At 74.2% G+C, this 24,923-nt stretch carries 20 protein-coding genes and 1 riboswitch; of the genes, 8 read left to right on the top strand and 12 right to left on the bottom strand.

The genetic code is table 11. The features are described 5' to 3' along the window. Positions 1–14: 14 nt before the first annotated feature. Both AB0302_RS04875 and AB0302_RS04870 read right to left on the bottom strand, forming a co-directional pair. Positions 15–1,103 (bottom strand): putative sulfate exporter family transporter, encoded by a 1,089-nt coding sequence (locus AB0302_RS04875; protein ID WP_366370705.1) that lies wholly within the window; start codon positions 1,101–1,103, stop codon positions 15–17. A gap of 123 nt (positions 1,104–1,226) precedes the next feature. Then, positions 1,227–3,167, bottom strand: coding sequence for a metallophosphoesterase (locus AB0302_RS04870; RefSeq protein ID WP_366370704.1), 1,941 nt, complete (start codon positions 3,165–3,167; stop codon positions 1,227–1,229). A gap of 207 nt (positions 3,168–3,374) precedes the next feature. After that, positions 3,375–3,495, top strand: a riboswitch (glycine riboswitch). 161 nt (positions 3,496–3,656) lie between these two features. Here AB0302_RS04870 and gcvP point away from each other — a divergent pair. The 3 genes from gcvP (at position 3,657) to AB0302_RS04855 (ending at position 8,834) form a co-directional block, all read left to right on the top strand. Beyond that, positions 3,657–6,647: an aminomethyl-transferring glycine dehydrogenase gene (gene gcvP, locus AB0302_RS04865; protein ID WP_319075535.1), complete on the top strand. Its 2,991-nt coding sequence runs from the start codon at positions 3,657–3,659 to the stop codon at positions 6,645–6,647. Between the two features lie 14 nt (positions 6,648–6,661). Continuing rightward, positions 6,662–7,828 (top strand): glycine cleavage system aminomethyltransferase GcvT, encoded by a 1,167-nt coding sequence (gene gcvT / locus AB0302_RS04860; protein WP_366370703.1) that lies wholly within the window; start codon positions 6,662–6,664, stop codon positions 7,826–7,828. 160 nt (positions 7,829–7,988) lie between these two features. Then, positions 7,989–8,834, top strand: a complete 846-nt coding sequence (locus AB0302_RS04855; protein WP_248116596.1) for a nuclease — start codon at positions 7,989–7,991, stop codon at positions 8,832–8,834. Here the strand turns inward: AB0302_RS04855 and AB0302_RS04850 are convergent, their stop codons facing one another. The 4 genes from AB0302_RS04850 to AB0302_RS04835 all read right to left on the bottom strand — a co-directional run bounded on the left by AB0302_RS04850 (position 8,835) and on the right by AB0302_RS04835 (position 12,395). Further along, positions 8,835–9,326: a hypothetical protein gene (locus AB0302_RS04850; RefSeq protein WP_248116598.1), complete on the bottom strand. Its 492-nt coding sequence runs from the start codon at positions 9,324–9,326 to the stop codon at positions 8,835–8,837. Positions 9,327–9,404: 78 nt separating this feature from the next. Further along, positions 9,405–10,445, bottom strand: coding sequence for a hypothetical protein (locus tag AB0302_RS04845; protein WP_366370702.1), 1,041 nt, complete (start codon positions 10,443–10,445; stop codon positions 9,405–9,407). A gap of 90 nt (positions 10,446–10,535) precedes the next feature. After that, complete coding sequence (locus AB0302_RS04840) at positions 10,536–11,264, bottom strand: peptidase dimerization domain-containing protein (protein ID WP_366370701.1); 729 nt, start codon at positions 11,262–11,264, stop codon at positions 10,536–10,538. Positions 11,265–11,504: 240 nt separating this feature from the next. After that, the gene (locus tag AB0302_RS04835) at positions 11,505–12,395 is read right to left on the bottom strand and encodes a hydroxymethylpyrimidine/phosphomethylpyrimidine kinase (RefSeq protein WP_366370700.1); all 891 of its coding nucleotides are present in this window, start codon (positions 12,393–12,395) and stop codon (positions 11,505–11,507) included. Between the two features lie 131 nt (positions 12,396–12,526). On the opposite strand from AB0302_RS04835, the gene AB0302_RS04830 reads away from it, so the two are divergent. The 3 genes from AB0302_RS04830 (at position 12,527) to AB0302_RS04820 (ending at position 14,207) form a co-directional block, all read left to right on the top strand. Continuing rightward, a complete protein-coding gene (locus AB0302_RS04830) occupies positions 12,527–13,153 on the top strand; it encodes a DUF4126 domain-containing protein (protein WP_366370699.1) in 627 nt (208 codons plus the stop codon). Then, positions 13,150–13,473, top strand: a complete 324-nt coding sequence (locus tag AB0302_RS04825) for a putative quinol monooxygenase (protein WP_366370698.1) — start codon at positions 13,150–13,152, stop codon at positions 13,471–13,473. Before AB0302_RS04830 ends, AB0302_RS04825 begins: the two co-directional genes overlap by 4 nt. Positions 13,474–13,571: 98 nt before the next feature. Then, a complete protein-coding gene (locus tag AB0302_RS04820; protein WP_343282214.1) occupies positions 13,572–14,207 on the top strand; it encodes an N-acetyltransferase in 636 nt (211 codons plus the stop codon). Between the two features lie 10 nt (positions 14,208–14,217). Here the strand turns inward: AB0302_RS04820 and AB0302_RS04815 are convergent, their stop codons facing one another. After that, a complete protein-coding gene (locus AB0302_RS04815; RefSeq protein ID WP_366370697.1) occupies positions 14,218–14,823 on the bottom strand; it encodes a helix-turn-helix domain-containing protein in 606 nt (201 codons plus the stop codon). Positions 14,824–14,949: 126 nt separating this feature from the next. On the opposite strand from AB0302_RS04815, the gene AB0302_RS04810 reads away from it, so the two are divergent. Then, the gene (locus tag AB0302_RS04810) at positions 14,950–16,164 is read left to right on the top strand and encodes an acyl-CoA dehydrogenase family protein (protein WP_366370696.1); all 1,215 of its coding nucleotides are present in this window, start codon (positions 14,950–14,952) and stop codon (positions 16,162–16,164) included. 98 nt (positions 16,165–16,262) lie between these two features. On the opposite strand, the gene AB0302_RS04805 is transcribed toward AB0302_RS04810, so the two are convergent. The 4 genes from AB0302_RS04805 to AB0302_RS04790 all read right to left on the bottom strand — a co-directional run bounded on the left by AB0302_RS04805 (position 16,263) and on the right by AB0302_RS04790 (position 22,990). Beyond that, entirely contained in the window at positions 16,263–17,204 is a 942-nt protein-coding gene (locus AB0302_RS04805) for a hypothetical protein (protein WP_366370695.1), read from the bottom strand. A 297-nt stretch (positions 17,205–17,501) separates the two neighbouring features. Continuing rightward, positions 17,502–18,866: a tRNA guanosine(34) transglycosylase Tgt gene (gene tgt, locus AB0302_RS04800; RefSeq protein ID WP_366370694.1), complete on the bottom strand. Its 1,365-nt coding sequence runs from the start codon at positions 18,864–18,866 to the stop codon at positions 17,502–17,504. A gap of 40 nt (positions 18,867–18,906) precedes the next feature. Next, the gene (locus tag AB0302_RS04795) at positions 18,907–19,860 is read right to left on the bottom strand and encodes an ornithine cyclodeaminase family protein (RefSeq protein WP_366370693.1); all 954 of its coding nucleotides are present in this window, start codon (positions 19,858–19,860) and stop codon (positions 18,907–18,909) included. A 112-nt stretch (positions 19,861–19,972) separates the two neighbouring features. Next, positions 19,973–22,990, bottom strand: a complete 3,018-nt coding sequence (locus tag AB0302_RS04790) for a S8 family serine peptidase (protein WP_366370692.1) — start codon at positions 22,988–22,990, stop codon at positions 19,973–19,975. Between the two features lie 102 nt (positions 22,991–23,092). On the opposite strand from AB0302_RS04790, the gene AB0302_RS04785 reads away from it, so the two are divergent. Beyond that, positions 23,093–24,019: a LuxR C-terminal-related transcriptional regulator gene (locus AB0302_RS04785; protein ID WP_366370691.1), complete on the top strand. Its 927-nt coding sequence runs from the start codon at positions 23,093–23,095 to the stop codon at positions 24,017–24,019. A gap of 25 nt (positions 24,020–24,044) precedes the next feature. On the opposite strand, the gene AB0302_RS04780 is transcribed toward AB0302_RS04785, so the two are convergent. Beyond that, a complete protein-coding gene (locus AB0302_RS04780) occupies positions 24,045–24,815 on the bottom strand; it encodes a glutamine amidotransferase (protein WP_366370690.1) in 771 nt (256 codons plus the stop codon). Between the last annotated feature and the right edge of the window lie 108 nt (positions 24,816–24,923).

Genomic DNA, 24,923 nt, shown 5'->3' with positions numbered 1-24,923 from the left:
GGAAGCGGGCGCCCTCACGCCAGCAGGGCCGCGCCCGCTCCGCCCACGGCGACCGCGACGGCGGTGCTCCCCGCGCCGAGCACGAGCGGCCTCGGGCCCACGGCGGCGATCGAGCGCAGGTGCACGTTCAGGCCCAGCGCCACCATGGCGGCGGCCAGCAGCACCTGCTGCAGCACGGCGACGGCGTCCAGGACTCCGGCGGGCAGCACGCCGGTCGCCCGGATCGCGACGGCGGCCAGGAACCCGAGCACGAACCACGGCACGAGCGGTGGCCGGGTGACGCTCGCGGCCGGATCCGCGCCCGGGACGGCGGCGTCCTCGCCCGTGGCCGACCCGGCCGGACGGCGCCGCTCCCACCAGGCCAGGCCCGTCATGACCGGCGCGAGCAGGACGACGCGCGCGAGCTTCACGGTGACCGCCACGGAGAGCGCCGTCGGGCCGACGAGCCCGCCGGCCGCCACCACCTGGGCGACCTCGTGCGTGGACGCGCCGATCCACAGCCCGGCCACCCGCTCGTCGAGCCCGAGCGCACCGATGAGCAGCGGCATCACCGGGATCATGAGCGTCCCGAACAGCACCACGAGGCCGATCGCCGTGGCCGCCATCTCGCGGCGCGCGCGCACCACGGAGTCCGCGCCGGCGACGGCCGCCGCGCCGCAGATCGAGAACCCCGAGGCCACGAGGGCCGTCAGGTCCCACGGCAGCCCCAGCGCGCGCCCCAGCGCCACGGTCGCCGCGAACGTGAGGCCGACGGCGGCCACCACCAGCGCGATCACGCCCGGGCCCAGCGCGAGCACGTCGGCGAGCACCAGCTGCAGCCCGAGCAGGACGATGCCCGCGCGCAGCACCGGCTTCGCCGCGACCGCGATGCCCGGGGCGAGGGTCGCCGGCACGCGGGCGAGGTTCCGCCACGCCAGGCCCACGAGGATGGCGAGCAGCAGCGGGCTGAGCGCGGGCACCCAGGGGCGCGCCGTCGCCGCGATCAGGACGCAGACGACGCCGAGCACCGTGCAGACCGCGAGGCCGGGCAGCCAGGCGGAGCGGGCGGGGCCGGCCGTCGGCCGCGGGGCGGACCTGGGGGTGGAGGAGGGTGATGCGCGCACGGGGCCACCCTAGGGGAGGCCGCGCGACACGGCTGCGCCGGTGCGCCCACCCTGAGGTCCGTGCCGCAACGCCCTCGACGTCGCGGCACGGACCTCAGGGTCGGCGAAGGGGACCGGTGTCCGTCAGCGGCGCGGCTTCGGCACGCCGCTGCGGTCGAAGCGGACCACCTGGACGTCGTCGTACGCGCGGCGCTCCGTGCGCACCAGCCGGTACTGGGCGTCCAGGATCGGGAACACGTACATCGGCGTCAGCGTCATCTCGGCCTCCTGGCCGCGGCGCCTCAGGTCGATCTGCAGGTGGCCGTAGTGCATGCCGCCGTCCACGAGCTGGCGCACGCCGTCCACGTCGGCCCAGGTCTCGGGCTCGTGCGTGTTGGCGGTCCACTCCATGTGGGTGTTGAAGCGCACCGGAACGTACTCGCCCGCCGCGTTCTTGGCGTACTGCTCGCCGCGCAGGCCGTCCGCGGCCACGCCCACGTCGTAGGCGTGGAAGCCGACGCCGTCGCCGTCCTCGTCCACCCACGAGCGCTGGAACATCTCGTCGTGGCCCGAGATCACGACGGCGACCCCGTACTTCTCCAGCAGCGGCGTGTACACGCGCATCGCGACGCCGGACTGGTCGTCCGGGAACTCGTGGTTCGGCGGGGTGCCGTGCACGCCCACGGAGTAGGGCGCGTGGTGGAACTCGACCATGATGATCTGCCCCTTCGCCCGCGCGTCGGCGAGCTGGCGCTCCGCCCAGGCCCACTGGTCGTGGCCGGGGTTGAACACGGGGAGGTCGGCGTCCGCGGCGGTGGTGCCGGGGAAGACCTCCGTGAAGGCCTCCTCGTAGGCGGCCTGGGTGAACGAGCCCTGCGTGTCGGTCGGCATGCGCTCGGCCGTGAGGTTGCGGTCGTCGCCCGAGAACGTCTCGCCGGAGAGCAGGCCCGCGCCCACGGACTCGTCCGGCACGCCGTTCGTGGAGTCCAGCGTGATGATCGTCAGCGGCCCGTGGTCGGTGCGGTAGTAGGAGCCGCGGTACTGCGGGTTCTCCTGGTCCGTGCCGGCGCCGGTGCGCTCGAAGTAGGCGTGGTACTTGTTGCGCGAGCGGACCACGGGGGAGCGGTCCTCGAGGGTGCCGTAGCCGCCGTTGATCGAGGCGAAGGTCTCCCAGTTGCCCAGCGAGGTGATGAGCGGGACATGCGAGGCGATGTCCGAGAGCTCGCCCGCGAAGTGGCGGAAGAACTCGTCCCAGCCCGGCTGGTAGCCGCCGCCCTGGCCGAGGTCGCCGGCCACGAGCAGCAGGTCCGGGTCCGCGGCCTCGATGTGGCGGACGTTCTCGGTGAGCGCGACGTCCTGGGTCAGGGGGTATTTCAGCGTGAACTGGCCGTAGCGCGTCGTGGAGCCGAAGGTGTGGTGCCACAGCGAGCCCTCGCCCGGGCGGGGCAGCGAGCCCTTGGTGTAGGGGGTGACCTGGTTGAGCTCCCACTCGCGGTTCTCGACGCGCCCGAAGGGCTCGGTCTCGGTGTCCGAGAAGGCGATCACGCGCAGGTCGTGCCAGCCGTTGCCGGCGTCGGCCGTGCGGAACGTGGCGGTGTGGCGCTGCCCGCCCTGGGTGACGGTGTAGGTGTACTCCTTGCCGGGCTTCAGGCCGGTGAGGGAGACGCGGTGCTTCCAGTTCTGCGCGCCCAGCAGCCACGAGCCCTGGGCGAGGCCCTCGATGCTCTGGGCCAGCTCCGCCTCGGTGTAGTCGAGCAGGGGCTGGTGCTCGGGGGCGGAGACGCGCGTGCCCGCCGGGCGGGTGCGGCCCTTGCCGTGGTTGTTGCCCAGGCCCGGGCCGGAGACGACGACGGTGCCGGCCACGCCGCGCTCGGAGAACCACACGAGGTCCATCGAGGTGGCGGTGGGCTCCATGAGGTAGGGCAGGACGCGGAAGCCGTCGCCCCCGGCGGGGGCGGCCGAGGCGCCGGCGGCGGTCTTCGCCAGGGCGACGGGGGCCGCGGTGGACACGGTGCCCGCGACGACGGCGGCGGCCAGGGTGCGCAGGCCGGTGCGGCGGGAGAAGGTCGGGTTCAGGGCGTTCACGGTGGCCTCCGGGAGGGTGGGTGGCGAGGGTACGGCTCCGATCCTGCGCCCCGGAGTCGGCGGGCGGCTCAGCGTCAGGTGGACGGCCGGCGTCGGGCGGGTGAACTCGGGTCGCCCGCCGTCGTCCTGCCCCCGTCCGGCCGGGCGACCGTCCACCCGGCCTCTGTGTCCCGCGCGACACCGTGTGGGATACTCGAGCCACGCCGCATGCCCCCCGCGGGAGAGCGTCGACGCGCCCCGTGCCCTGCCGGGCCCGGAGCGCCGGTCGGCCGCCGAAGGAGCAAGTCCTCCCCGGGAATCTCTCAGGCACCCGTACCGCGAGGGGTCAGGCGCTCTGGAAAGCGTCCTTGTCGCGCCCGCACCCGCGGCCGTGCAGGGGCCACCGACGGTGCAAGCCGGCCCCTCAGGCCGGCGGAAACTCTCAGGTCCATGACAGAGCGGGGAGGAGCAGACCACGCCGTGACCGGCAGGATCCCCCGGAGGTAGCTCGTGACCAGCCCCCAGACCGCAGCCCAGACGACGGCGGACACGCCCGCCACGGACGGCCTCGAGCCGCGCGACGGCGCGTCCGCCCCGTTCGTCGCCCGGCACATCGGCGCCCGTGACGAGGACGTCCGCCACATGCTCGAGACGCTGGGCTACGACTCGCTGGACGCCCTCGTGGACGCCGCCGTGCCCGCCGGCATCCGCCAGCCCAGGCCGCTGGACCTGCCCGCCCCCCTCACCGAGGCGGCGGTGCTGGAGCGCCTGCGCGAGATCGCCGGCCGCAACGTCATGAAGACCCAGATGATCGGCCAGGGCTTCTCGGACACCGTGACCCCGGGCGTGATCCTGCGCAAGGTCCTCGAGAACCCGGCCTGGTACACGGCCTACACGCCGTACCAGCCGGAGATCTCCCAGGGCCGCCTCGAGTCGCTCCTGAACTACCAGACGATGGTGCAGGACCTCACCGCCCTGCCGATCGCCAACGCGTCCCTGCTGGACGAGGCCTCCGCGGCCGCTGAGGCCGTGCTGCTGATGCACCGCGCCAACCGCAAGAAGGGCGACGGCGTCACCCTCCTCGACGCGGACCTCTTCCCGCAGACGCTCTCCGTCGTCCGGATGCGCGCCGAGGCCGTGGGCATCGACGTGCGCGTCGCGGACCTCTCCGCCGGCATCCCTGAGGACGTCCGCGCCGAGGTCGAGGAGAAGGGCCTGTGCGGCGTCGTGCTGCAGCAGCCCGGCGACTCCGGCCGCCTCCACGACCACGCCGCCGTGATCGCGCAGGCCAAGGAGGCCGGCGCCCTCGTCACCGTGGCCGCGGACATCCTCTCCCTCGCCCTCATCACGCCTCCCGGCGAGCAGGGCGCGGACATCGCGGTCGGCTCCACGCAGCGCTTCGGCGTCCCGCTGTTCTTCGGCGGCCCCCACGCCGCCTACATGGCGGTCAAGGACGGCCTGCAGCGCTCCATGCCGGGCCGCCTCGTGGGCGTCTCGCACGACGACGCCGGCAAGCCCGCCTACCGCCTGGCCCTGCAGACCCGCGAGCAGCACATCCGCCGCGAGAAGGCCACCTCCAACATCTGCACCGCGCAGGCGCTGCTGGCCATCGTCGCCTCCATGTACGCCGTCTACCACGGCCCCCAGGGCATCGCCGCGATCGCCCGCCACGCCCACCGCCAGGCCGTGCGCCTCGCGGAGGCGCTGCGCTCCGGCAGCGTCGAGGTCGCCCACGAGGCCTTCTTCGACACCCTCACGGTGAACGTGCCCGGCCGCGCCGAGGAGATCCTGCGCGCCGCCGAGGAGAACGGCGTGAACCTGCGCCTCGTGGACGCGGACACCCTGCGCATCGCCGCGGACGAGACCACCGTGGACGCGGACCTGGCCGCCGTGCTCACCGCCTTCGGCCTCGACGCGGGGACGCTGCCCGCCGGCGCGCACGACGGCGCCGTGGCCACCCCGGCCATCCCGCGGGAGCTGCGCCGCACCTCCGCGTTCCTGACGCACCCGGTGTTCAACAGCCACCACTCCGAGACGCAGATGCTGCGCTACCTGCGCCGCCTCTCCGGCTACGACCTGGCGCTGGACCGCACCATGATCCCGCTGGGCTCGTGCACGATGAAGCTCAACGCCACCGCGGAGATGGAGGCCATCTCCTGGCCCGAGTTCTGCTCGATCCACCCGTACGCCCCGGACCACCAGACCGAGGGCTGGCGCTTCCTCATCGAGGACCTCGAGGACAAGCTCGCCGAGATCACCGGCTACGCGGGCGTCTCGGTGTCGCCGAACGCCGGCTCGCAGGGCGAGTTCGCGGGCCTGTGGGCCATCCGCCAGTTCCACCTGGCCAACGGCGAGGGCGAGCGCGACGTCTGCCTCATCCCCGCCTCGGCGCACGGCACCAACGCGGCCTCCGCGGTGCTCGCCGGGCTGAAGGTGGTCGTGGTGGCCACCGCGCAGGACGGCACGATCGACGCCGCCGACCTCGACGCCAAGATCGCGGCGAACGAGGGCCGGATCGCCGCCATCATGATCACCTACCCCTCCACGCACGGCGTGTACGACGCGGACGTGAAGGACGTGTGCGCGACGGTGCACGCGGCCGGCGGCCAGGTGTACATCGACGGCGCCAACCTCAACGCGCTCGTGGGCCTCGCCCAGCCGGGCGAGTTCGGCGGCGACGTCTCCCACCTGAACCTGCACAAGACCTTCTGCATCCCGCACGGCGGCGGCGGCCCCGGCGTCGGGCCCGTGGCGGTGGGCGAGCACCTCAAGCCCTACCTCCCGAGCCGCGACGTGCTGATGACGGCGGCCCCGCACGGCTCCGCCGGCGTGCTTCCCATCTCCTGGGCGTACATCCACCTCATGGGCGCCGAGGGGCTGAAGGACGCCACCGAGCACGCGCTGCTGGGGGCGAACTACATCTCGCGCCGCCTGGCGGACCTCTACCCCACGCTGTACACGGGCAACGACGGGCTCGTGGCGCACGAGTGCATCCTCGACCTGCGCGAGCTCACGGCCAAGACCGGCGTGACCGCGGAGGACGTGTGCAAGCGCCTCATCGACTACGGCTTCCACGCGCCGACCCTCGCCTTCCCGGTGGCCGGCACCCTGATGGTGGAGCCCACGGAGTCGGAGGACCTCGGCGAGATCGAGCGCTTCATCGAGGCCATGACGGCCATCCACGCCGAGATGCTCGAGACGACGCCGGAGACGGTCGAGGACTCGGTGCTGCGCCGGGCCCCGCACACGGCCACCACGCTCATCACCTCGTCGTGGGACCGCGCCTACTCCCCGGAGAAGGCCGCGTTCCCCGTGCCGAGCCTGCGCATGGACAAGTACTTCCCGCCGGTGGGCCGCATCGACGGCGCGTACGGCGACCGCAACCTGATCTGCTCGTGCCCGCCGCCGGAGGCCTTCGAGGAGGCCGCCGCCGACTCGGCCGCCGCGACCGGCACCCCGGACGCACCCGTCTCCACCGCCACCGCGTCCCTGGGCCACTGAGAGAGGAACCTGACATGACCGACTCCCTGCGCAACTCCCCGCTCCATCCGGTCCACGAGGCCGCCGGGGCCTCCTTCACCGACTTCGGCGGCTGGAACATGCCCCTGAAGTACGGGTCCGAGCTGGCCGAGCACAAGGCCGTCCGCGGCTCGGCGGGCCTGTTCGACCTCTCCCACATGGGCGAGGTCCGCGTGAGCGGCCGCGAGGCCGGCGCCATGCTGGACCACGCCCTCTCCAGCACGCTCTCCGTGCTGAAGCCGGGCCGCGCCAAGTACGCGCTCTGCCTCACGGACGCCGGCACGATCCTGGACGACCTGATCGTCTACCGCAGGGACGACGGCGCCGCGGGCTCCGAGCCCGACTTCCTCGTGGTCCCCAACGCCGGCAACATCGCCGCGGTGCACACGGCCCTGAACCAGCGCGCCTCCGGGTGGGACGCGACAGTCGAGGACGAGTCCGCCTCCACGGCCCTCGTGGCGGTGCAGGGCCCGCGCGCCGAGGCGATCCTGGCCCACGCCATGCCCGCGCAGGCCGAGCAGCTGGCGGGCCTGAAGTACTACGGCCACCTCACGCTGAGCCTCCCCACCGACGCCGGCGAGGTCACCGTGCTCGTGGCCCGCACGGGGTACACGGGCGAGGACGGCTTCGAGCTGTTCGTGCCCGCGGACTCCCGCCAGGAGGCAGGCGACCGCGGCTCCGCCGTGTGGAACGCGATGCTGCAGGCGGCCGAGGCCGCCGACGTCGAGCTCACCCCGTGCGGCCTCGCCTCCCGCGACTCGCTGCGCCTCGAAGCCGGCATGCCGCTGTACGGCAACGAGCTGGACACCGCGCACCAGCCCCACGCCTCCGGTGTGAGCTTCGCGGTGCCGGCGGTCAAGGAGGCGGACTTCGTGGGCAAGGCCGCCCTCGTGGGCGCCGACGACGTCCAGGAGGTCCTCGTGGGCCTGCGCGGCGAGGGCCGCCGGGCCGCCCGCCACGGCTATCCCGTCCTCGACGCCGAGGGCAACCGGGTCGGCGAGGTCACCTCGGGCGCCCCGAGCCCCACGCTCGGCTTCCCGATCGCGATGGCCCGCGTGGCCCGCGAGCACGCCGCCGAGGGCACCTCCCTCCAGGTGGACCTGCGCGGCAAGGGCGAGCCCTTCACCGTGGTGCCGCTGCCGTTCTACCGACGCGAGCGCTGACCGCGGGGCGCCCTCGCGCGCACCCGGCGCCGCAGCGCCCCGGACCCGCCGCACGGCAGGTCCGGGGCGCTTCGCTAGACTCGGCCTCCGGGCCCGACGGCCCCGCCCGCGGGGCGGTCGTCGTCCCCCACCCTCCATCGCCCACCTGCAGGAAGTCCGCATGACTCACGTCGCCGCTCAAGCCCGGGTGCCCAAGAAGGGCTTGCTCATCTTCCTCGGGGTGGCGGGCCTGCTCCTGCTCCTCGGGGTGCTCTCCGTGCTCAAGGGCATCGTGGACGAGCGCTCCCGCGTGGACATCGTCTCCGTGGTGGACGGCAACACCGTGGTGGTGAACGCGGGCGGGGAGCAGAAGACCCTGGTCATGGCCGGTGTGACCGCGGCCCCGCGCAATCCGGACGGCCTGCGCGTCGGCACCGAGTTCTGCCTGGGCGAGGAGTCGTACGCGTGGCTGCGCGACCGCCTGCCGCAGGGCGCCGTGGCCACCGTCAAGACGAGCCGTCACGGGGCGCCCGAGGGCACCGAGTCGGCGGTGTTCACGCTCGCCGGCTCCACCGTGAACGTGGACATGGCGGAGGCGGGCATGGCGGCCCCCACCGGCGAGGGCGTGGGCCGTGGTCTCCGGGAGGAGATCGCCCAGGCCAACGAGACGGCGCGGAAGAGCGCGAACGGCCGGGGGTCGGGGCTCTACGACGTCGAGGAGAACTGCACGCTCAACCACGAGCTCTACGAGTCCTCCTACGCCCTCGAGCACGCGCCGACGAGCGCCGAGGCCACCGTGGACGCGATCGACCAGCGCTCCGTGGAGTACGCCGACACGCTGGACGAGGTGCGGCTCGTGCGCCAGGACATCGCCGAGCTCGACGCTTCGCGTGGCACCTTCACGGACCTCGCGTGGGCCCCGGCCAAGGAGGACCTCCAGAAGAAGGCGGACGCCGTCGTCTCCGAGGGCCTGCAGGTGCTGCGGGACCTCAACGCGAAGCGCAACGAGCTGGTCGCGCAGGGCTGATCACGCCGCGGCGGGATCCTCGGCGCCCGGCGTCACGACGTCCACGAGCGGCCGGGCGGCCATGCGGCCCAGGCCCATGAGCACGCCGGCCGGGAACCCGATCACCGGGATGAGCATCGGCAGCACGCCCCCGGCGCCCTGCGTGAGCACCACGAGCCCGTAGAGCATGCCCACGAGGGCGTAGGCCAGCACGTGGACCCACTGGTTGGTGACGTGGCGGAAGGCCACGTTGACGAGCAGGCACAGCGGCAGGCCCACCACGAGGCCCGCGATCCCGACCACGCTCAGCAGCGGCGTGAGGCTGCCGAACTCCTGGAGCCCCGGGATGAGGGAGAGCGCCGCCACGATCGCCGCCATCACCAGGTTCGGCGCGAGCCAGGCGACGAGGAACCCGTTGAGGCCCATCCGCAGGCGCGGACGCGGGCCCGCGGCGGCGCGCTGGGCCGCGCGGCGGGCGCGAGCGGTGGACTTGACCGGGGCGGGGGTGGTCATGGGGCACTCCGTGGTTGGACGGCGTCGGGCGACTCCCCACTCTAGTGGGGAGTCGCCCGACGCCGGTCGTTCAGGGTGTCAGCGGCGCTCGCCGTCCACCTCGAAGGACAGCTGGTGCACGCCCGGCCAGGTCTGCACCGTGGGGATCTCGTCCCACACGAGGCGGCCGGACTCCTCATCGGGGGAGACGGTCAGGGCGCCCAGCTCACCGTCGATCACCAGGAGGGTGAGCTCGAACGGCTGGCCCTCATGGGTGAAGTGGCCGCGCACGGGCCAGGTGAAGTCGTGGGGCACGGCGCGCTCCACGTCCTCCTCCGCCTCCACCACGAGGGGGAGCCAGTCGATGCCCTCGGCGTCGCCGTCGGCGGGGATGCGGACAGCGTCGGCGACGGTGCGCATGTGCGGCAGCTGGGCGCGCAGGGCGGCCGCGCCGGGCAGGTCACGGCCCTCGAAGAGCGTGGGGTCCAGCAGCGTCTCCACCAGGACGCGCGCCTCCACCGGCACGGGCGCGGTCTCCACCGCGTCGTCGGCCTCGTCCGTGACGTCCGTGGCGAGGGGCACGTAGGCGTCCTCCACGGCGGGGCGACGGTCCGTCTCCGCGGTGGCCACGAGGGGGGCGTAGGAGTACACGCCCTCGGCCTCGTCCTCACGGCGGCGGGAGCGCGCGGAGCGGGTGAGCCCGACGGCGGCGGCGACCGTGGCCGCGAGGGCCGCGAGGGCGGGGCCGTAGGCCTCGGGTCGCAGGAGGCGCTCCATGGGGGTGGGCTCCGGGGTGCGGGCGTGACGCATGGCCGCGGTGACCGCCGTGGCGAGGGCGCCGGTGGCGATGGCGCCGCCGCCGAGCAGCCAGGGGAGGCGAGAGGACTCCGAGGACTCTTCCACGCGGCGGGTCGGGGCGTCGGTGCCGGTCACCACGGTGCGCACGACCGGGGGCTCGGGCGTGGTGGTGCGCACGTCCACGGTGCGCTCGACGCGTTCCTGGGCGGGGACGCGGGTCTCCACCACGACCGGCGGGGCCGGGGTGGTGCGGGTGGCCATGACGTCGGCAGGGGCGGTCAGGCCGAGGTCGTCGGCCGGGGGGACGGGGGCGCCGGACGTGGCGGGGCGATGAGTGTCCATGACCCCAGTCTGTGCCATGACCCCGCGGGGTGTCCCGGGTTGGCGGCTCCGTCGTCGCGCCCGCGGCGGCACCGGTCCCGCCCGCCCGGCTCAGCGGCCGAGCACGTGTAGGATCCCGGCGAGGGCGGCGTGGACGCCCGTGGTCAGGGTCGGCTCCAGCACGGGGGCGAACTGCGGGGTGTGGTTGGCGGGGTTGTCCTCGAGCTCGTCGCCCTCGAATCCGCCCAGGAACCAGTAGACCAGCGGGACGCCGAGCGCGTCGGCGAGGGCCCCGACGTCCTCCGAGCCCATCAGCGGCGGCATCTCGGTGACGGCCTCGGCCCCCAGCTCCGCGCGCAGCGCGTCCATCACGGACGGGGTGAGCTCGACGTCGTTGTGGGTGCGGGGGAACGAGTTGTACCGGACGATCTCGGGTTCGGGGGCGCCGGAGGCCAGCGCCTCGGCCGTGAGGATCCGGTGGATCGCCGCGGAGACCTTCGCGCGGACCTCGGGCGTGGGCGTGCGCACGTTCAGCGCGATCTCCGCGGTGTCCGGGATGACGTTCTCCTTGAGCCCGGCGTGGAAGGTCCCCACCGTGACGACCGCGCGATCGGACGGGGCCACCTCGCGGGAGACGACCCCCTGCAGCCGCGTCACCGCGTGGGCGGCCAGGAGGATGGGGTCGATCGAGCGCTCCGGCATGGACCCGTGCGCCCCCCGGCCGCGGTTGGTCACGCGGAAGGAGTCGGCGAGGGACATCGCGTCGCCGGTGACGTAGCGGACGGTGCCCGCCCGCGCCGGCATGACGTGCTGGCCCAGCACGGCGGCGGGGCGGGGCACCCGGTCCCACAGTCCGTCCTCGAGCAGCGCGGCGGCGCCGGCATCCCGGCCACCTGCACCGTTCCGGACTCCAGCAGCGCCGCCCCGTGGCGGGCCACCGTGCGCTCCGGGGCGCCGAGCACCGTGGCGATCCGTCGCAAGCTGGCGCGGGGGTCCACCTGCAGGGCCGTCGCGACCGCCAGGTCCAGACCTGCGAGCGGGGTGGGGGATGCGCCCACGCTCACGCGTGCGACCGCCCGCTCACGCGCGCCCGCCGCCCGGTGCCACAGTCGGGCGCACGGGGTCGTGCGCCCTCCGCAGGCCGCCCTGCCACAGCGCGGCGAACGGGGTGGCCCCCTCCACGGCCTGGGCGATGCCCGCGGCCACGAACTCCTTCGCGCGACGGGCGGCCTCGAGGGGGGTGGCGCCCTTGGCGAGCTCGGCGGTGACGGCGGCGGCCAGCGAGCAGCCGGCGCCGGAGACGCCGGCCTCCCCGATCTTCGGGTGGACGAGCACCTCCACGGTGTCCCCGTCCACGAACACGTCCACGGCGTCCGGGCCCGCGATGTGCATGCCGCCCTTGGCGAGCACGGCCGCGCCGGAGATCTCGTGGATTCGCTCGGCGGCGGCGGTCAGGTCCTCCACGGTGCGCACGGTCATGCCGGAGAGCTGCTCGGTCTCGAAGTGGTTCGGGGTGGTGAAGGTGGCCAGCGGGAGCAGCTCGTCCCTCAGGGCCCGGTCCGTGTCCAGCGCGTGGCCCGGCTCCTGGCCCTTGCAGATCAGCACCGGGTCCAGCAGGACGTGGTCCCACTCCTGGCGCTTCAGCGCCTCGGCGGTGGTGCGGACGGTCTCCGGGGAGCCCATCATGCCGAGCTTCACGGTGCGCAGACGGCCGGCGTAGTCCGCCTGCACCGCCTCCAGCTGATCCGCGAGCACCGCGGTGGGCACGGGGAAGAAGCGGTGGCTCCACTCGTCCTGCGGGTTGAAGGAGACGATGCACGTCAGGCTGACGACGCCGAAGACTCCGAGCTCCTGGAACGTCTTCAGGTCGGCCTGCGCACCGGCGCCGCCGGTGGCCTCCGATCCGGCGATGGCCAGGGCGAGCGCGGGGGCGGACGCGGAGTGCTGGGGGGAGTGCGCGGTCTGGGGCATGCGCCCATGGTAGGACCGACCCCGGACGGGAAGCGCCCGACGGCCGGCGGTGTTCACTGGGGAGCGAGGGTCCTCGGACCCGGAGCGTCCGCCCGGGCGCCCCGAGCGACCCGCGAAGGAAGGGGACGGACGTGCTCGAGTTCCTCACCGGCACGGGCCTGGCCACCTCGGCCGGGCTCAACGCCTACATCCCCCTGTTCGCCCTGGGTCTGCTGGACCGGTTCACGGGGCTCGTCGACCTGCCCGCGGGCTGGACGTGGCTGTCCGCCGACGCCTCCCTCTGGATCCTCGGCGTCCTGCTCGCGCTCGAGCTCGTCGCGGACAAGATCCCCGGGGTGGACGCGGTCAACGACGTCGTCCAGACGGTCGTGCGTCCCGCGGCCGGCGGCATCGTGTTCGCCTCCGGCGTCGGCGCCGAGACGACGGCGGTCCACGACCCCGGCACCCTCTTCGCCGGGTCCGGCTGGGTGCCGGTGATCATCGGCGCAGGCATCGCGCTCGCGGTGCACCTGGCCAAGGCCGGCACGCGCGTGGGCGCCAACACGGTCACGGTGGGGGCCGCCGCGCCCGTGCTCTCGGCGGCCGAGGACGTCTCGGCCGCCGGCCTCGTCGCGGCCGCGCTGTTCCTGCCGGTGCTGGTCGCCGTGCTGGTGGTCGCCGTCGTCGTGGGCCTGTGGCTGCTGGCCCGGCGGTTCCGCGCCCGGCGGACGCGAGGCCGTGCCGCGGCCGTCCCGGGTGGGCCAGAATGGACGGCATGATCCTCATCAACCTGAAGTTCACCGTCCAGCCCGAGCGTGCTGGCGAGTGGATGGACGCCGTCGCGAAGTACACCGCGGACGTGCGCTCCGAGCCCGGCAACCTGTTCTTCGAGTGGTACCGCCCGGTGGAGGGCGGCCCGAACGAGTACTTCCTGCTGGAGGGGTTCACGGACGAGGGTGCGCAGGCCCACGTCGCGTCCCCGCACTTCCAGGAGGGCCTGGACGCGATGCGGCCGCTGCTGGCGAGCACGCCCCAGATCATCTCCGAGCAGGTCGGTGCGGAGGGCTTCGGCCCGATGGGCGAGCTGCAGATCGACTGAGCCCGCCCCGGCCGGAGGAGGCGATGGCGCCCGCGTCACGAGCGTGACGCAGGGCGCCGTCTCTGTATCCGGGGTCACACCCTGGCTACGGTGAGCGCATGAGCGCCGAGCAGAACAGCACCCAGACCCCCGGCCACCGCGCCGCCCACGTCCCTGCCGGCCAGGATCTCGGCCACCGCTGGTCCACCCGCGAGGCCGATCACGACGATCCGGCCGACCGCCGCGCCGTCCGCCAGATCGCCGAGCTCGCCTTCGCGTCCACGGCCGAGGCCGACCTCGTCGAGGAGCTCGCCGGCGGCGCGGAGGGCTGGCTGCCCCAGTACTCCCTCGTGGCCATGACCGCCGCGATCCCCGGCACGGACCTGCAGTCGGACCCGATGGGCTACGGCACCCTGGTCCGGGCCCACATCGACGACGCCGAGGTGCTCGCCCTCGCCCCGCACGGCATCCTGCCCGAGCATCAGGGCGAGGGCGCCGGCACCGCGCTCGTCAACGCCCTGCTGCAGAAGGCGCAGGCCGACGGCGAGGAGGTCGTGGTGGTCTACGGCTGGCCCGAGTACTACGCGAAGTTCGGCTTCCACCGGGCCTCCGAGCACGGCGTGCGCGCGGCCTTCGCCCGGCAGCCCGAGGCGCTGCAGGTCCTCACGCTCCAGGACGGGGCCGAGGTGCCGGCCGGCGAGTTCCGCTACCCGCCCGCGTTCGGGGCGGAGAACGCGCAGGTCGCCGGCCGCTGAGAGCCCGGTCTCAGCCCAGGAGCCGGCGCACGGCGGCGAGCGTCCGTTCGGCCTCGGCCGGCTCGGCCGTGAGCCGCGCGATGACCTCCGCGAGGTCCGTGCGCAGGCCGGCCTCGGCGTCGTCGGCCGGGGCGTGGAGCCACGCCCGCAGGGCGCGGTTGTGGACGGCCACCACGGCCGCCGCCAGCCCGACGGCGACCCCGCCGCGCGCGTGCGTGTCCGGCAGGGCCGAGGCGAGCCAGCCGGAGAACAGCTCCGTGTAGCGGTGCGAGGTGAGCAGCTCGCGCGTGCGCAGCGCCTGGGAGCCGCGCAGCAGGCGAGAGCGCGCCCGGGCGCGGTCCGGATCGGCGGTGTGGTGCCGGAAGACCTGGAGGACCGCCTCCTCGAGGGCCTCCCGCACGCCGAGGGAGGTGCCGCGCAGGAAGTCGTCCAGGCGGGCGAGCAGCGCTGCGTGGTCGGCGAAGACCACCTCCTCCTTCCCGCCGAGGTGTCGGAAGAAGCTGGCCCGACTCATGCCGGCCTGGCGGGCGAGCTGGTCGGCCGTGACGGCGTCGTAGCCCTCGCGGTCCAGCAGGTGGATCAGGGCGGTGAGGGTGTCCTCGGCGGGCGTCGTCATGCGGGCCATGGTGCCACGGACGCGGAGAGGGGGTGAGACTGCGTCTGATTCTGTGAGATGGCGTGTCAGTCGGTGTAGGGTGATGACAGACACACCCATCTCTCCGACCCCGCCCGGGAGGCCACCATGACCGAGACCCTGCCCACCGTCGAGCCCGAGTACGACGTCGCCACGCCGCTGGACACCGACTTCTACCTGGCGCTCGCGGACGTCTCCGACGCCGAGAAGGACGTGTGGCGTCGGGCCCGCGCCTTCGCGCTCGAGCCGGACGTGCTGCCCCGGATCCGGGATGCATGGGACCGCCACGAGTACCCGCTGGACCTCGTGGCCCGCCTGGGGCAGGCCGACCTGCTGCGCGACGGCGTGCCCGTCGCCGGGCTGCCCGACGTGTCCCGCGTGGCCGCGGGCCTGGCCATGATGGAGCTCTCGCGGCTGGACGGCTCGATCGCCACGATGACGGGCGTGCAGGGCGGTCTGGCCATGCGCTCGATCCAGCTGTGCGGCAGCGAGGAGCAGCGTGCCGAGCACCTGCCGGCCATGGCGCGCGGCGAGCTCTACGGCGCCTTCGCGCTCACGGAGCCGACCCACGGCTCCGACTCCGTCTCGCTGGAGACCCGCGCCGAGCGCGTCGACGGCGGCTGGCGGCTGCACGGGCACAAGAAGTGGATCGGCAACGGGGCCGCCGGCGGTGTGACCGTGGTGTGGGCGCGCAGCGCCGAGGACGAGAAGGTCCGCGGGTTCATCGTGCGCCAGGAGTCCGAGGGCTACACGGCCGAGGTCATCAAGGGCAAGGTCGCGCTGCGGGCCATCGACCAGGCCCACATCACCCTCGACGGCGTGTTCGTGCCCGACGCCGACGTCCTGCCCGAGGCCCGCTCCTTCAAGGACACCTCCCGCGTCCTCTTCGCCACGCGCGTGGGGGTCGCGTGGTCCGCCCTCGGGAAGGCCGTGGGCTGCTACGAGGCGGCGGTGCAGTACGCGGGGCAGCGCATCCAGTTCGGCCGGCCGCTGGCCGCCGCCCAGAGCGTGCAGACCCGTCTGGCCGAGATGCTCTCCCAGCTCACCCAGGTGCAGCTGCTCGTGCTCCGTGCGACCCGGCTCGAGGACGAGGGCCGGCTCACCGGTCCGATGGCGTCCCTGGCCAAGTACTCGGCGACGCGCGCCGCGCGGTCCATCGCCGCGAACGCGCGCGACCTGCTCGGTGGCAACGGCATCCTCATCCAGAACGAGGTGGCCCGCCACTTCGCGGACATCGAGGCGATCCACACCTACGAGGGCACCGAGACCGTGCAGGGGCTGATCATCGGCCGCGAGATCACGGGGGTCGGCGCGTTCGTGTGAGATGACGCGAGCGGGGGGCGGCGTGAGCCAGAGATTCCTGCTGGTACGCACGCCCCCCTGCCGCCGATTCGTCTGGCTCGGCGGCCGATTCGTCTGGCTCATGCAGGCAGAGGGAGCCGCAGGTGGGCGGCGAGGTCGCGCAACAGGGCGTCGAGGCCGCGCCGAGTGAAGACGCTGGCGGCCACGCGCAGCACGATCCACCCCTCGGCCTGCATCCGGCGGTCACGCTCGATGTCCCGCCGCCACTGCTCCGGGTCCGTTCGGTGATGATCGCCCTCGTACTGCACGCAGACGCGGGCCTCCCGCCACACCAGGTCCGGCCGGACGGTGGACCCGTCGCTCAGCATCAGCAGCGGATTCACCTCCGGCTCCGGCACACCCGCGTCGGTCAGCGCCAGTCGCAGGAGCGTCTCGGCCCTCGAATCCGCGCCGTTCCTGAGCAGCGGCAGGGCCGCTCGCAGGGTCCGCGTCCCTCGCCTGCCGCGCACCCGGAGCACCTCCGCCTCCAGATCACGCACGGTGCACCGCGGATGCTCGCCGGGGCGACGCCGGCCCGCCGGGCCGTCAGCCCGTTGCAGCAGGCTGTCCCCGGCGGCGACGACGTCGGCCAACGGCAGACCCAGCTGCGCCAGCGCCGCCCAGGTGGCGGCCGGCGTCGTGATCCGCACCCCGGCACGCACCAGCATGGGGTCCTGCGGGTGCAGCTCATGCCCGACGACGCCGCTGCGGCGCGGCGCCCCGCCCTCGGCCCGCGTGCGCGCCAGATGGATGGGGCCGCGCTCCCACTGCCGCGGCAGCCACATCCCCCAGAGGCGAGCGGCGGTGGCGTGGGTGGCCGCGGTGCCGGGGTTCGTCCGCTGGAGGGCGCGGACGACGTCGGCCAGTGAGGGCTGACCCCCGGCGGTGTGCCGCAGCCCGTGGTGCGGGGCGTCGAACCGGGGGCCGCGCAGCTGCGAGGCCGTCAGACCGGCCTGCAGCCCCGCGGCGACCGGGAAGACGGGGCTGAGGGTGGCGTCGTCGTGCGGAGGAGGGGCGACCATGCCGCCAGCCTCCCCTTCCATGGGCGGACCCGGCGCCGCGACGGCGAGGGCCGTGGAGGGCGAGCCGAGCCGGCGGCTCTGTGCAGGAGCCGCTGAATCGTCTGGCTCACGTCTCCCACGCGTCCGAGCGTCGCCGAGCCAGACGAATCGGTCGTGACAGCCCCCTCAGAACAGCAGAAACGTCTGGCTCGCGCCCGCCGCAGCGTGCTGGCTCGCGCCCGCCGCAGCGTGCTGGCTCGCGCCCGCCGCAGCGTGCTGGCTCGCGCCGTCGCAGCGTGCCGGCGCACCCGGCACCCCTCAGCCCTTCGGGGCGTAGTACCGGCCGAGGGTCTCGGCCTTGAGATCGGGCAGCGTCCCGTCCTGCATGGCCGCGCGGATGCGGTCCACGAGGGAGACCGTGAACCGCTCGTTGTGAATCGAGACGAGTGTGTGCGCCACCATCTCCTTGGCCTTCATGAGGTGGCGGATGTAGGCCCGCGAGTAGTTCGCGCACACGTAGCAGTCGCACTCGGCGTCGAGCGGCCCGAAGTCCCGCTTGTACTTCGCGCCCGGCAGGTTGAACCGGCCGTCGCGCGTGTAGAACGCGCCGGTGCGGGCCACGCGGGTGGGGGAGACGCAGTCGAACGTGTCCGCGCCGTTCTCCACGGCCGTGAAGAGGTCGTCCGGCTCGGAGATCCCGAGCAGGTGCCGCGGCTTGTCCTCGGGCAGCTCCTGCGCGCACCAGCCGACGATGGTCCCGAGGTTCTCCTTCTCGAGCGCCCCGCCCACGCCGTAGCCGTCGAAGCCGTTCGACGCGGCGTCCAGCTCCCCGGCCGCGGGGAACTCCGTGCGCATCGCGGAGAGGTCCCGGCAGGCCTTGCGGCGCAGGTCCTCGTATTGCGCGCCCTGGATCACGCCGAACAGCGCCTGGTACGGCCGGTCGGCACGGACCCCGGTGAGGCGGGCGTGCTCGTCAAGGCAGCGCTGGGCCCACCGGCGGGTCCGCTCGAGGGCCTCCTCCTGGTAGCCGCGGGAGTTGTGCAGGGTGGTCAACTCGTCGAAGGCGAACATGATGTCCGCCCCGAGGTTGTGCTGGATCTGCAGTGACACCTCGGGCGTGAACCGGTGCTTGTCGCCGGTGAGGTGGGACGTGAACCACACGCCGTCGTCGTCCACGTTGGCCAGGCGCTCCTTGCCGGGGGCGACGGCGTCGTCCGCGCCCTGGCCGGCCGGGGCGTCCGGGCCCTTCATGTCGATGACCTTCTTGAACCCGGAGCCCAAGGACATCACCTGGAAGCCGCCGGAGTCCGTGAACGTGGGGCCGGGCCAGTTCATGAACGCGCCCAGCCCGCCGGCCTCGTCGAGGAGGTCGTCACCGGGCTGGAGGTACAGGTGGTAGGCATTGGCCAGCAGGGCCTGCGCGCCGAGCTCCTTCATGGACTCCGGCAGCACTGCCTTGACCGTGGCCTGCGTGGCCACCGGGATGAACGCCGGGGTCTGGATCTGCCCGTGCGGGGTGCTGATCACGCCGGTGCGGCCCAGCGGGGCGCCGTCGACGCCCCCGGACTCCAGGCGCGAGGTCACCTCGAACCCGAAGTGCGTGGGATGGGCGGGGGCGCTCGCGGCGGCGGGCGACGACGGCGCGCGGCGCCCTCGGGAGGCAGATGCGGGGGTGACGGACATGCGTCTCAGCGTAGTGGCGGCGTGCGGCGCGGGCGGCTGCTCAGGCCCCCGCGCGCTCGGCCACGGCGACGGCCACCGCGAGGTCCTGCCACGGCATGCCCGTGGTCACGAACACGCCGGGCCTGCCCGTCGGCCGACGCGCCGTCCCCGCCGCGAGCTCGGCGAGCGTGGCCACGTCTCCGATCCCGCGGAGCGCGCCGGCCTCGATCGCCAGGAGCACGTCCCCGGCCTCCCGCAGGGCGGAGTCCCGGGACTCCACGGCCACGAAGCCGCGCCCCATGAGGACGTCGTCCAGCTCTCGGGCGTCCGGGGTGTGGGCGCCCATCGCGACGACGACGGCGTCGTCCCGCACGAGGTCGCCGTCGAAGAAGGGCTGGGTCGCGGATGTGGCGCACACCACCGCGTCGCCCTCGGCGGCGGCCTCCGCGCCGCCGGTGTCCGCGTCGACGCCCAGCTCCCGTTCGATCCGTGCGGCCATGGCCTCGGCCTTGAGACGGTTCCGCCCGGCCACCGTGATCCGCTCCAGCGTGAACACGTCCGCGAACGCCACGGCGTGCTCCCACGCCTGCACCCCGGTGCCGAACACTGCGAGGTGACGTGGCGCCGTCGTCCCCATCAGCCGGACACCCAGCGCGGAGACCGCCGCGGTGCGCAGGTTGGTGAGCTCGAGCCCGTTGATCACCGCGCGCGGGGACTGCTCCTCGCCGCCGAAGAGGACGTAGACGCCCTGGATGAGCGGCCGGTCCCGCGCGGGATTGTCCGGGGAGACGGTCAGCAGCTTCGTGCCGGTGTCCGTGCCCGCCGTCGAGGGCATCTGCAGCAGCTGGCCGTGCGCGGTGTCCAGGCGGGTGCGCGGGGCGTCGTGCTCCGGATCGACGCCGGAGCGCAGCGCCGCCTCGAGGGCGTCCACGGCCTGCGTGGGGGTCAGCGCCGCGCGGACGGCGGGGCCGGGGACGTAGGGCAGGGAGGACGGGGGGACGTCGTTCGCGGTCATGGCCTCCACGGTACGGAAGGGATGGCACGGAAGAGGCGGCCCCCGTCAGGGGGCCGCCTCGTCTCCGGGGGTCCCGCTCGGCTCTCGCCGGCGGGCCCGCCTCATCCGCGCATCACTGCACGCGCACGGTGGTGGTGTCCACCACCCTGCCGTCGTGCAGGATGTCCACGGTGCCCATGTAGGGGCTGACCCCGTCGGTCTCCAGGGTGCCGTGGAAGACGTGCGTCTCTCCGGGCTTCACCGCGGCGGAGGCCGGATCGAAGGTCAGCACGCCGTTGTCGCCGCCGCCCTCCTGCGGGAAGAACACCCGCAGCGTGTAGTCGATCGGCGCGTCGGAGGGCAGGCCGTCCGCGCCCGGCTTCGCGACCACGTGGACCTGGTGCTCGGGGGCCGAGCTGTAGATCCGGCCCTGGTAGACCTCCGTGCCGGTGCCGCGCGTCGTGGAGCGGGCCACGGGGTAGCCGGACCACGAGCTCGTCACGTAGACGTCCAGGTCCACGTCGGGCGCGGCGGTCTCGGCCTCGATCCGCACGGTGGGGTAGCCGCGCGGGTACGCGAAGTCGTGAGCGGTCAGGGCCGCGTCGGCCTTGTCGAAGAACGGGCGGCGCACCGTGGTGCCGGTGTGCTCCTCGCCGCGGGTCAGCCCGTTCACGCGGGTGGTGAAGGTCCCGTCCACGCCGGAGACGACCGGCAGCTCGAGCGAGTCGGCGTCCCGCTCCACGGTCACGGTGGCCGGGGCGTCGGCGACGCCGGGGCGCACGACCACGGGGATCCGCACCCGCTGCTCGGCCGGGCCGGTCCACACGATGTGGCCGGTGGCCCACTCGCCCGCGGGAGCGCCCGCGGCGGTGACGGAGATGTCCACGTCCGCGTCGGCCCCGCGGCGCGGCTTGATGACCTGTGGGGAGACGGAGACGTCGAGGCCCTCGAGGCCCTCCACGTGCGCGGTCCACTCGCCGTTGGAGCGACCCACGTTGGTGAGCGTGCGGGTCACGGTCTGCGAGCCGTAGAGCTCGCCCATCGCGATCGAGGGGACGTTGAGGTCCGAGGCGTCGATCGGGTTCTCGGAGACCGGCTCGCCGGTGGCCGCGAACGTGATGCCCTGGCCGGCGAGGTAGTCGAACCAGTCCTCTCGGTCCGAGTCGAACACGAGCCCCGGGTCCATCATCGTCGTGGGGTCCACGAAGCCCGCGCCGCCCGCGAACGGGGACGTCTCGGACGCGTGGTCGCGCGCCGTCGTCATCATGGCGGACTTGATCTCCATGGGGCTGAACTCGGGGCGTCCCTGCTTCACGAGCGCGGCGAGGCCCGCGATGTGCGGGGAGGACATCGAGGTGCCCGAGACGTAGGCGAAGTCCTCGCCCGCCTCCTCCGGCGAGTATGCGGCGAGCACGTCCACGCCGGGGGCGGAGATGTCCGGCTTCAGCAGGTCCGACTCGGCGGCCAGGGACGGGCCGCGCGAGGAGAAGCCCGCGACCTCGGGGACCAGGGTGGTGGTGCCCTCGTTCGTGGCCAGGATCTGGCCGGTGGCGTTCCCGGCCCGCACGTAGGCCAGCAGGGCATCGCGGTTCGTGTGGTCCAGGTGCACGGAGGGGATCGCGTGCAGGTCGGCGTTGAGGCCGGCGTCGGTGACGTTCACGAGCACCATGCCGACGCCGCCGGCGTCCTTGACCACGGTGGACTTCTGGGCGCGGGCGTTCTCGCCGCGGTCGCAGACCACGATCTTCCCGGCCGCCTTCGCGGAGTCGAGGGTGCCCGGCAGGCACAGGGCGGCCTTCGCGGGGTCCGCGCCCGCGGCGGCGATGTCGCCGGCGTAGACCAGGGCAGTGGAGGCGGGCAGCGGGGCGGTGACGGAGGAGCCGATGAAGCGCTGGCCGTCGCCGGTCACGAGCGTGTGCTCGTAGACCGCGTGGCTCGAGGCCGCCACGGTGGTGATCCACGGCGAGGGGTGCGCCGTCGTCGAGACCGTGGGGCCGGAGTTGCCGGACGAGGCCGCGACGAACACACCGGCGGTGGCGGCGTTCATGAAGGCCACCTCCACCGGGTCCACGACGTTGGTGCTCGTGCCGGAGATCGAGAAGTTCACGACGTCCACGCCGTCGGCCACGGCCGCGTCGATCGCGGCCACGGTGTCCGAGGTGGCGCAGCCGCCGCCGGTGACGCCCTCCCAGCAGGCCTTGTAGGCGGCCACGTGGGCGCCCGGGGCCATGCCGGAGACGGTGCCGCGCTCGAGGCCGTCCACCGTGGCGGTCACGTCCTTGTTGCCGGCCGCCGTGGAGGCGGTGTGGGTGCCGTGGCCGCCGGCGTCCAGCGGGGAGAGGGTCTCGACCTCGGCCAGGCGGGCGGCGCCGAAGCCCTGCACGAAGTACTTGGCGCCGATCAGCTTGTCGTTGCACGAGTCGGCGGGGAATGCCTCCGCGTCACCGGTCTCGCAGCCGCCGGCCCAGTCCGCGGGGGCGGCGGGGTGGCCGCGGTCCTGGAAGGAGGCGGCCTCCGGGCGGATGCCGCTGTCGATCACGCCGACGACGACGCCGCGGCCGGCCTGCGCCTGATCGCCCTTCTTGCCCAGGAGCCCCGCCCACACGCCCTTCTTGCCTGTGAGGCCGAGGAAGTCGGGGGAGGAGACGGTGTCCATCTGGCGGATCTCGTCCGGCACGACGGCGAGCACGGCCGGGTCGGCGGCGAGGGCCGCAGCCTCCTGCGCGGTGAACGTGCCGGAGAATCCGTTGAGGGCGGTGGTGTACCGGGTGTGCGGGGCGCCGGCGCCGGTGCGCTCGAGGACCGTGTCCTGCTTCTTCGTCAGGTGCTTGGCGTAGGCCCGGGCGTTCGCGCTCTTGGGGTTGAAGCCGTTGTCCCGGCCCTTGCCCTTGCCGGGGCGGGTGGGGGCGTACCCCTCGGTGCCGCCGTCGTAGGAGGCCACGGGGGCCTCCGCCAGGACGACGACGTAGGCGCCGTCCTCGAAGGTCTCGGGGGCGGGCGCGGTGCGGGACGTGTCCGCCGCGGCCCCGGTGACGGCGGTGACCGCGTCGGGATCGGGGGCGGCCCCGGCGGCGGCGGCGCCGGAGAGGACCAGGGCGAGGGCCGAGGTCACCCCGAGGGCGCGGTGGCGACGAGTGGGCGAGTGGGTCATGAGGATCCTCCGTGAGTGACGGGACGGCGCCTGGGCGACGTTCCCGCCATCCCACCACCGTGAGGTGCATCACGCACCCCTGTGAGGTAGCGTCAACGTGCCATGACGCCCTTGCGCCACGCCGCTCCCCCCGCCCTCGACCCCGAGGAGCTCGCCGCCTTCCGCGCGCTCCTCGCGCGGCCCGAGACCCGGACCGATGACGTGGACGCCGCCGCGCTCGCGCACCTGGAGGCGCTCGGGCTCGTCCGGCGGCACGACGACGGGTCCCTTGCGGTCCAGTCGCCGCACCGGCCGCTGACGGCCGAGGCGAACCGAGCGCAGGCCCGGGCCGACGCCCTGCGCGAGGCGGCCGAGTCCCTGCACGCCGAGTTCCGACGTCGTGCCGGCGCGGGGCGCGAGTCGCTGGACGTGGTGGTGGGGGCCGCGGAGATCGTGGAGGCCGCCGTCGGGATCGCGCGCACGGCGCGGCACACCGTGCGCGGCTTCGACCGCGGGCCCTACTTCCACGCCGACCCGCTGCCCGAGTCCGCGCAGTCCCGCTCCTCCGCGCGGGGCGTGGAGTGGCGCGTGATCTACGAGGGCGACTCGCTCCGCGGCGAACCGCCCGAGCGATGGGAGCTGATCGGGTCCACGCCGGGCGAGACGGGGCGCGTCATGCCGCACCTGCCCTTCAAGCTCCTGATCGCGGACGACGCCGTCGCGCTCGTGGGACTCGTCGGCCCCAGCCCCGGCTCCGGGGAGGGTCTCGTGGTGCGCGGCGCCCTGCTCGTGGACGCCCTCGTCCGCCTGTTCGAGCAGCAGTGGGAGCTGGCCCTCCCGGTCTCCTCGGGGGACCACGGCGCGCTCGACCCCCACGACCGCCGCCTGCTCGCGATGCTCAGCACTGGGATGACGGACGAGGGCATGGCCCGATCGCTCGAGGTCTCCCGCCGCACCGTGCAGCGGCGCGTCTCTGAGCTCGCACGGCGCATGGGCGCCGAGGGGCGCTTCCAGCTCGGGGTGCAGGCCGCCCGTCGCGGCTGGGTGTGACCCGGCCGTCCCGACGTCGGGCCCGTCAGCCCTCGTAGGCGCGCCGGAAGTTCTCCAGGATCCGCGGCGGCTCGGGCGCGGTCGTCGCGGCGATGCGCGCGAACGTGGCATCGGACTCCTCGGGGGCGAAGTACCCGTGGTGCGCGTAGATCCGCAGGCGCTCCAGGAGCCCGGCCTGGTCGAGCTCGGGGTGGAACTGCGTGGCGTACTGGTGCTCGCCGAGGCGGAACATCTGCACCGGGCACGCGACGCCGGACGCCAGCACGACGGCGCCCTCCGGCAGCTGCGTCACGGCCTCCTTGTGGCCCACGTAGGCGGTGAAGTCGGCCGGCATCCCCGCGAGGAGGGGGTCTGCCGCGCCCTCGTCCGTGAGGGTGACCGTGACGGGCCCTGCGGACTCGCCGTACGTGCCGTCCACGAGCGCTCCCACGTGACGCCCGAGCGTGCCGACTCCGTAGCAGCAGCCCAAGAACGGACGGTCCCCGGCGAGCACCACCTCGAGCATCCGGGCGAGCTCCGACTCCACGCGCCACTGCAGCGCGGACTTCGTGTCCTCGGGGTCGGAGGTGGTGTAGGGGCTGCCGGGCAGGATGACGCCGGCGTGCCGGGCCAGGAGGTCACCCCAGTCGGGGCGGGCGTCGGGTGCGGCGCCGAGATCGCGGCCCAGCTGCATCGCGGTCAGCTGTCCGTCCGCGAAGCCCCCGAGGCGCTGCACGGCCTCGGCCTCGGCCAGCGCGGCGTCCACCTCGGGGCGCGTCTGGACCAGGAGGAAGGGGCGCTGCGGGGTGGAGGTCATCGGAGCAGACTAACCGGCCGCGGGCGGGTCTGCGCCGGGTCGTCGTCATGGGACGCCGCGCGTGTCCCTCTGCCTCGCGGGCCGCGTCCCGTGGCCGGGCACGCCCCG

This window comes from Micrococcus sp. NPDC078436 (genome assembly GCF_040702705.1).
Taxonomy (GTDB): Bacteria; Actinomycetota; Actinomycetes; order Actinomycetales; family Micrococcaceae; genus Micrococcus.
This window is presented reverse-complemented; position numbering and strand designations above follow the sequence as displayed.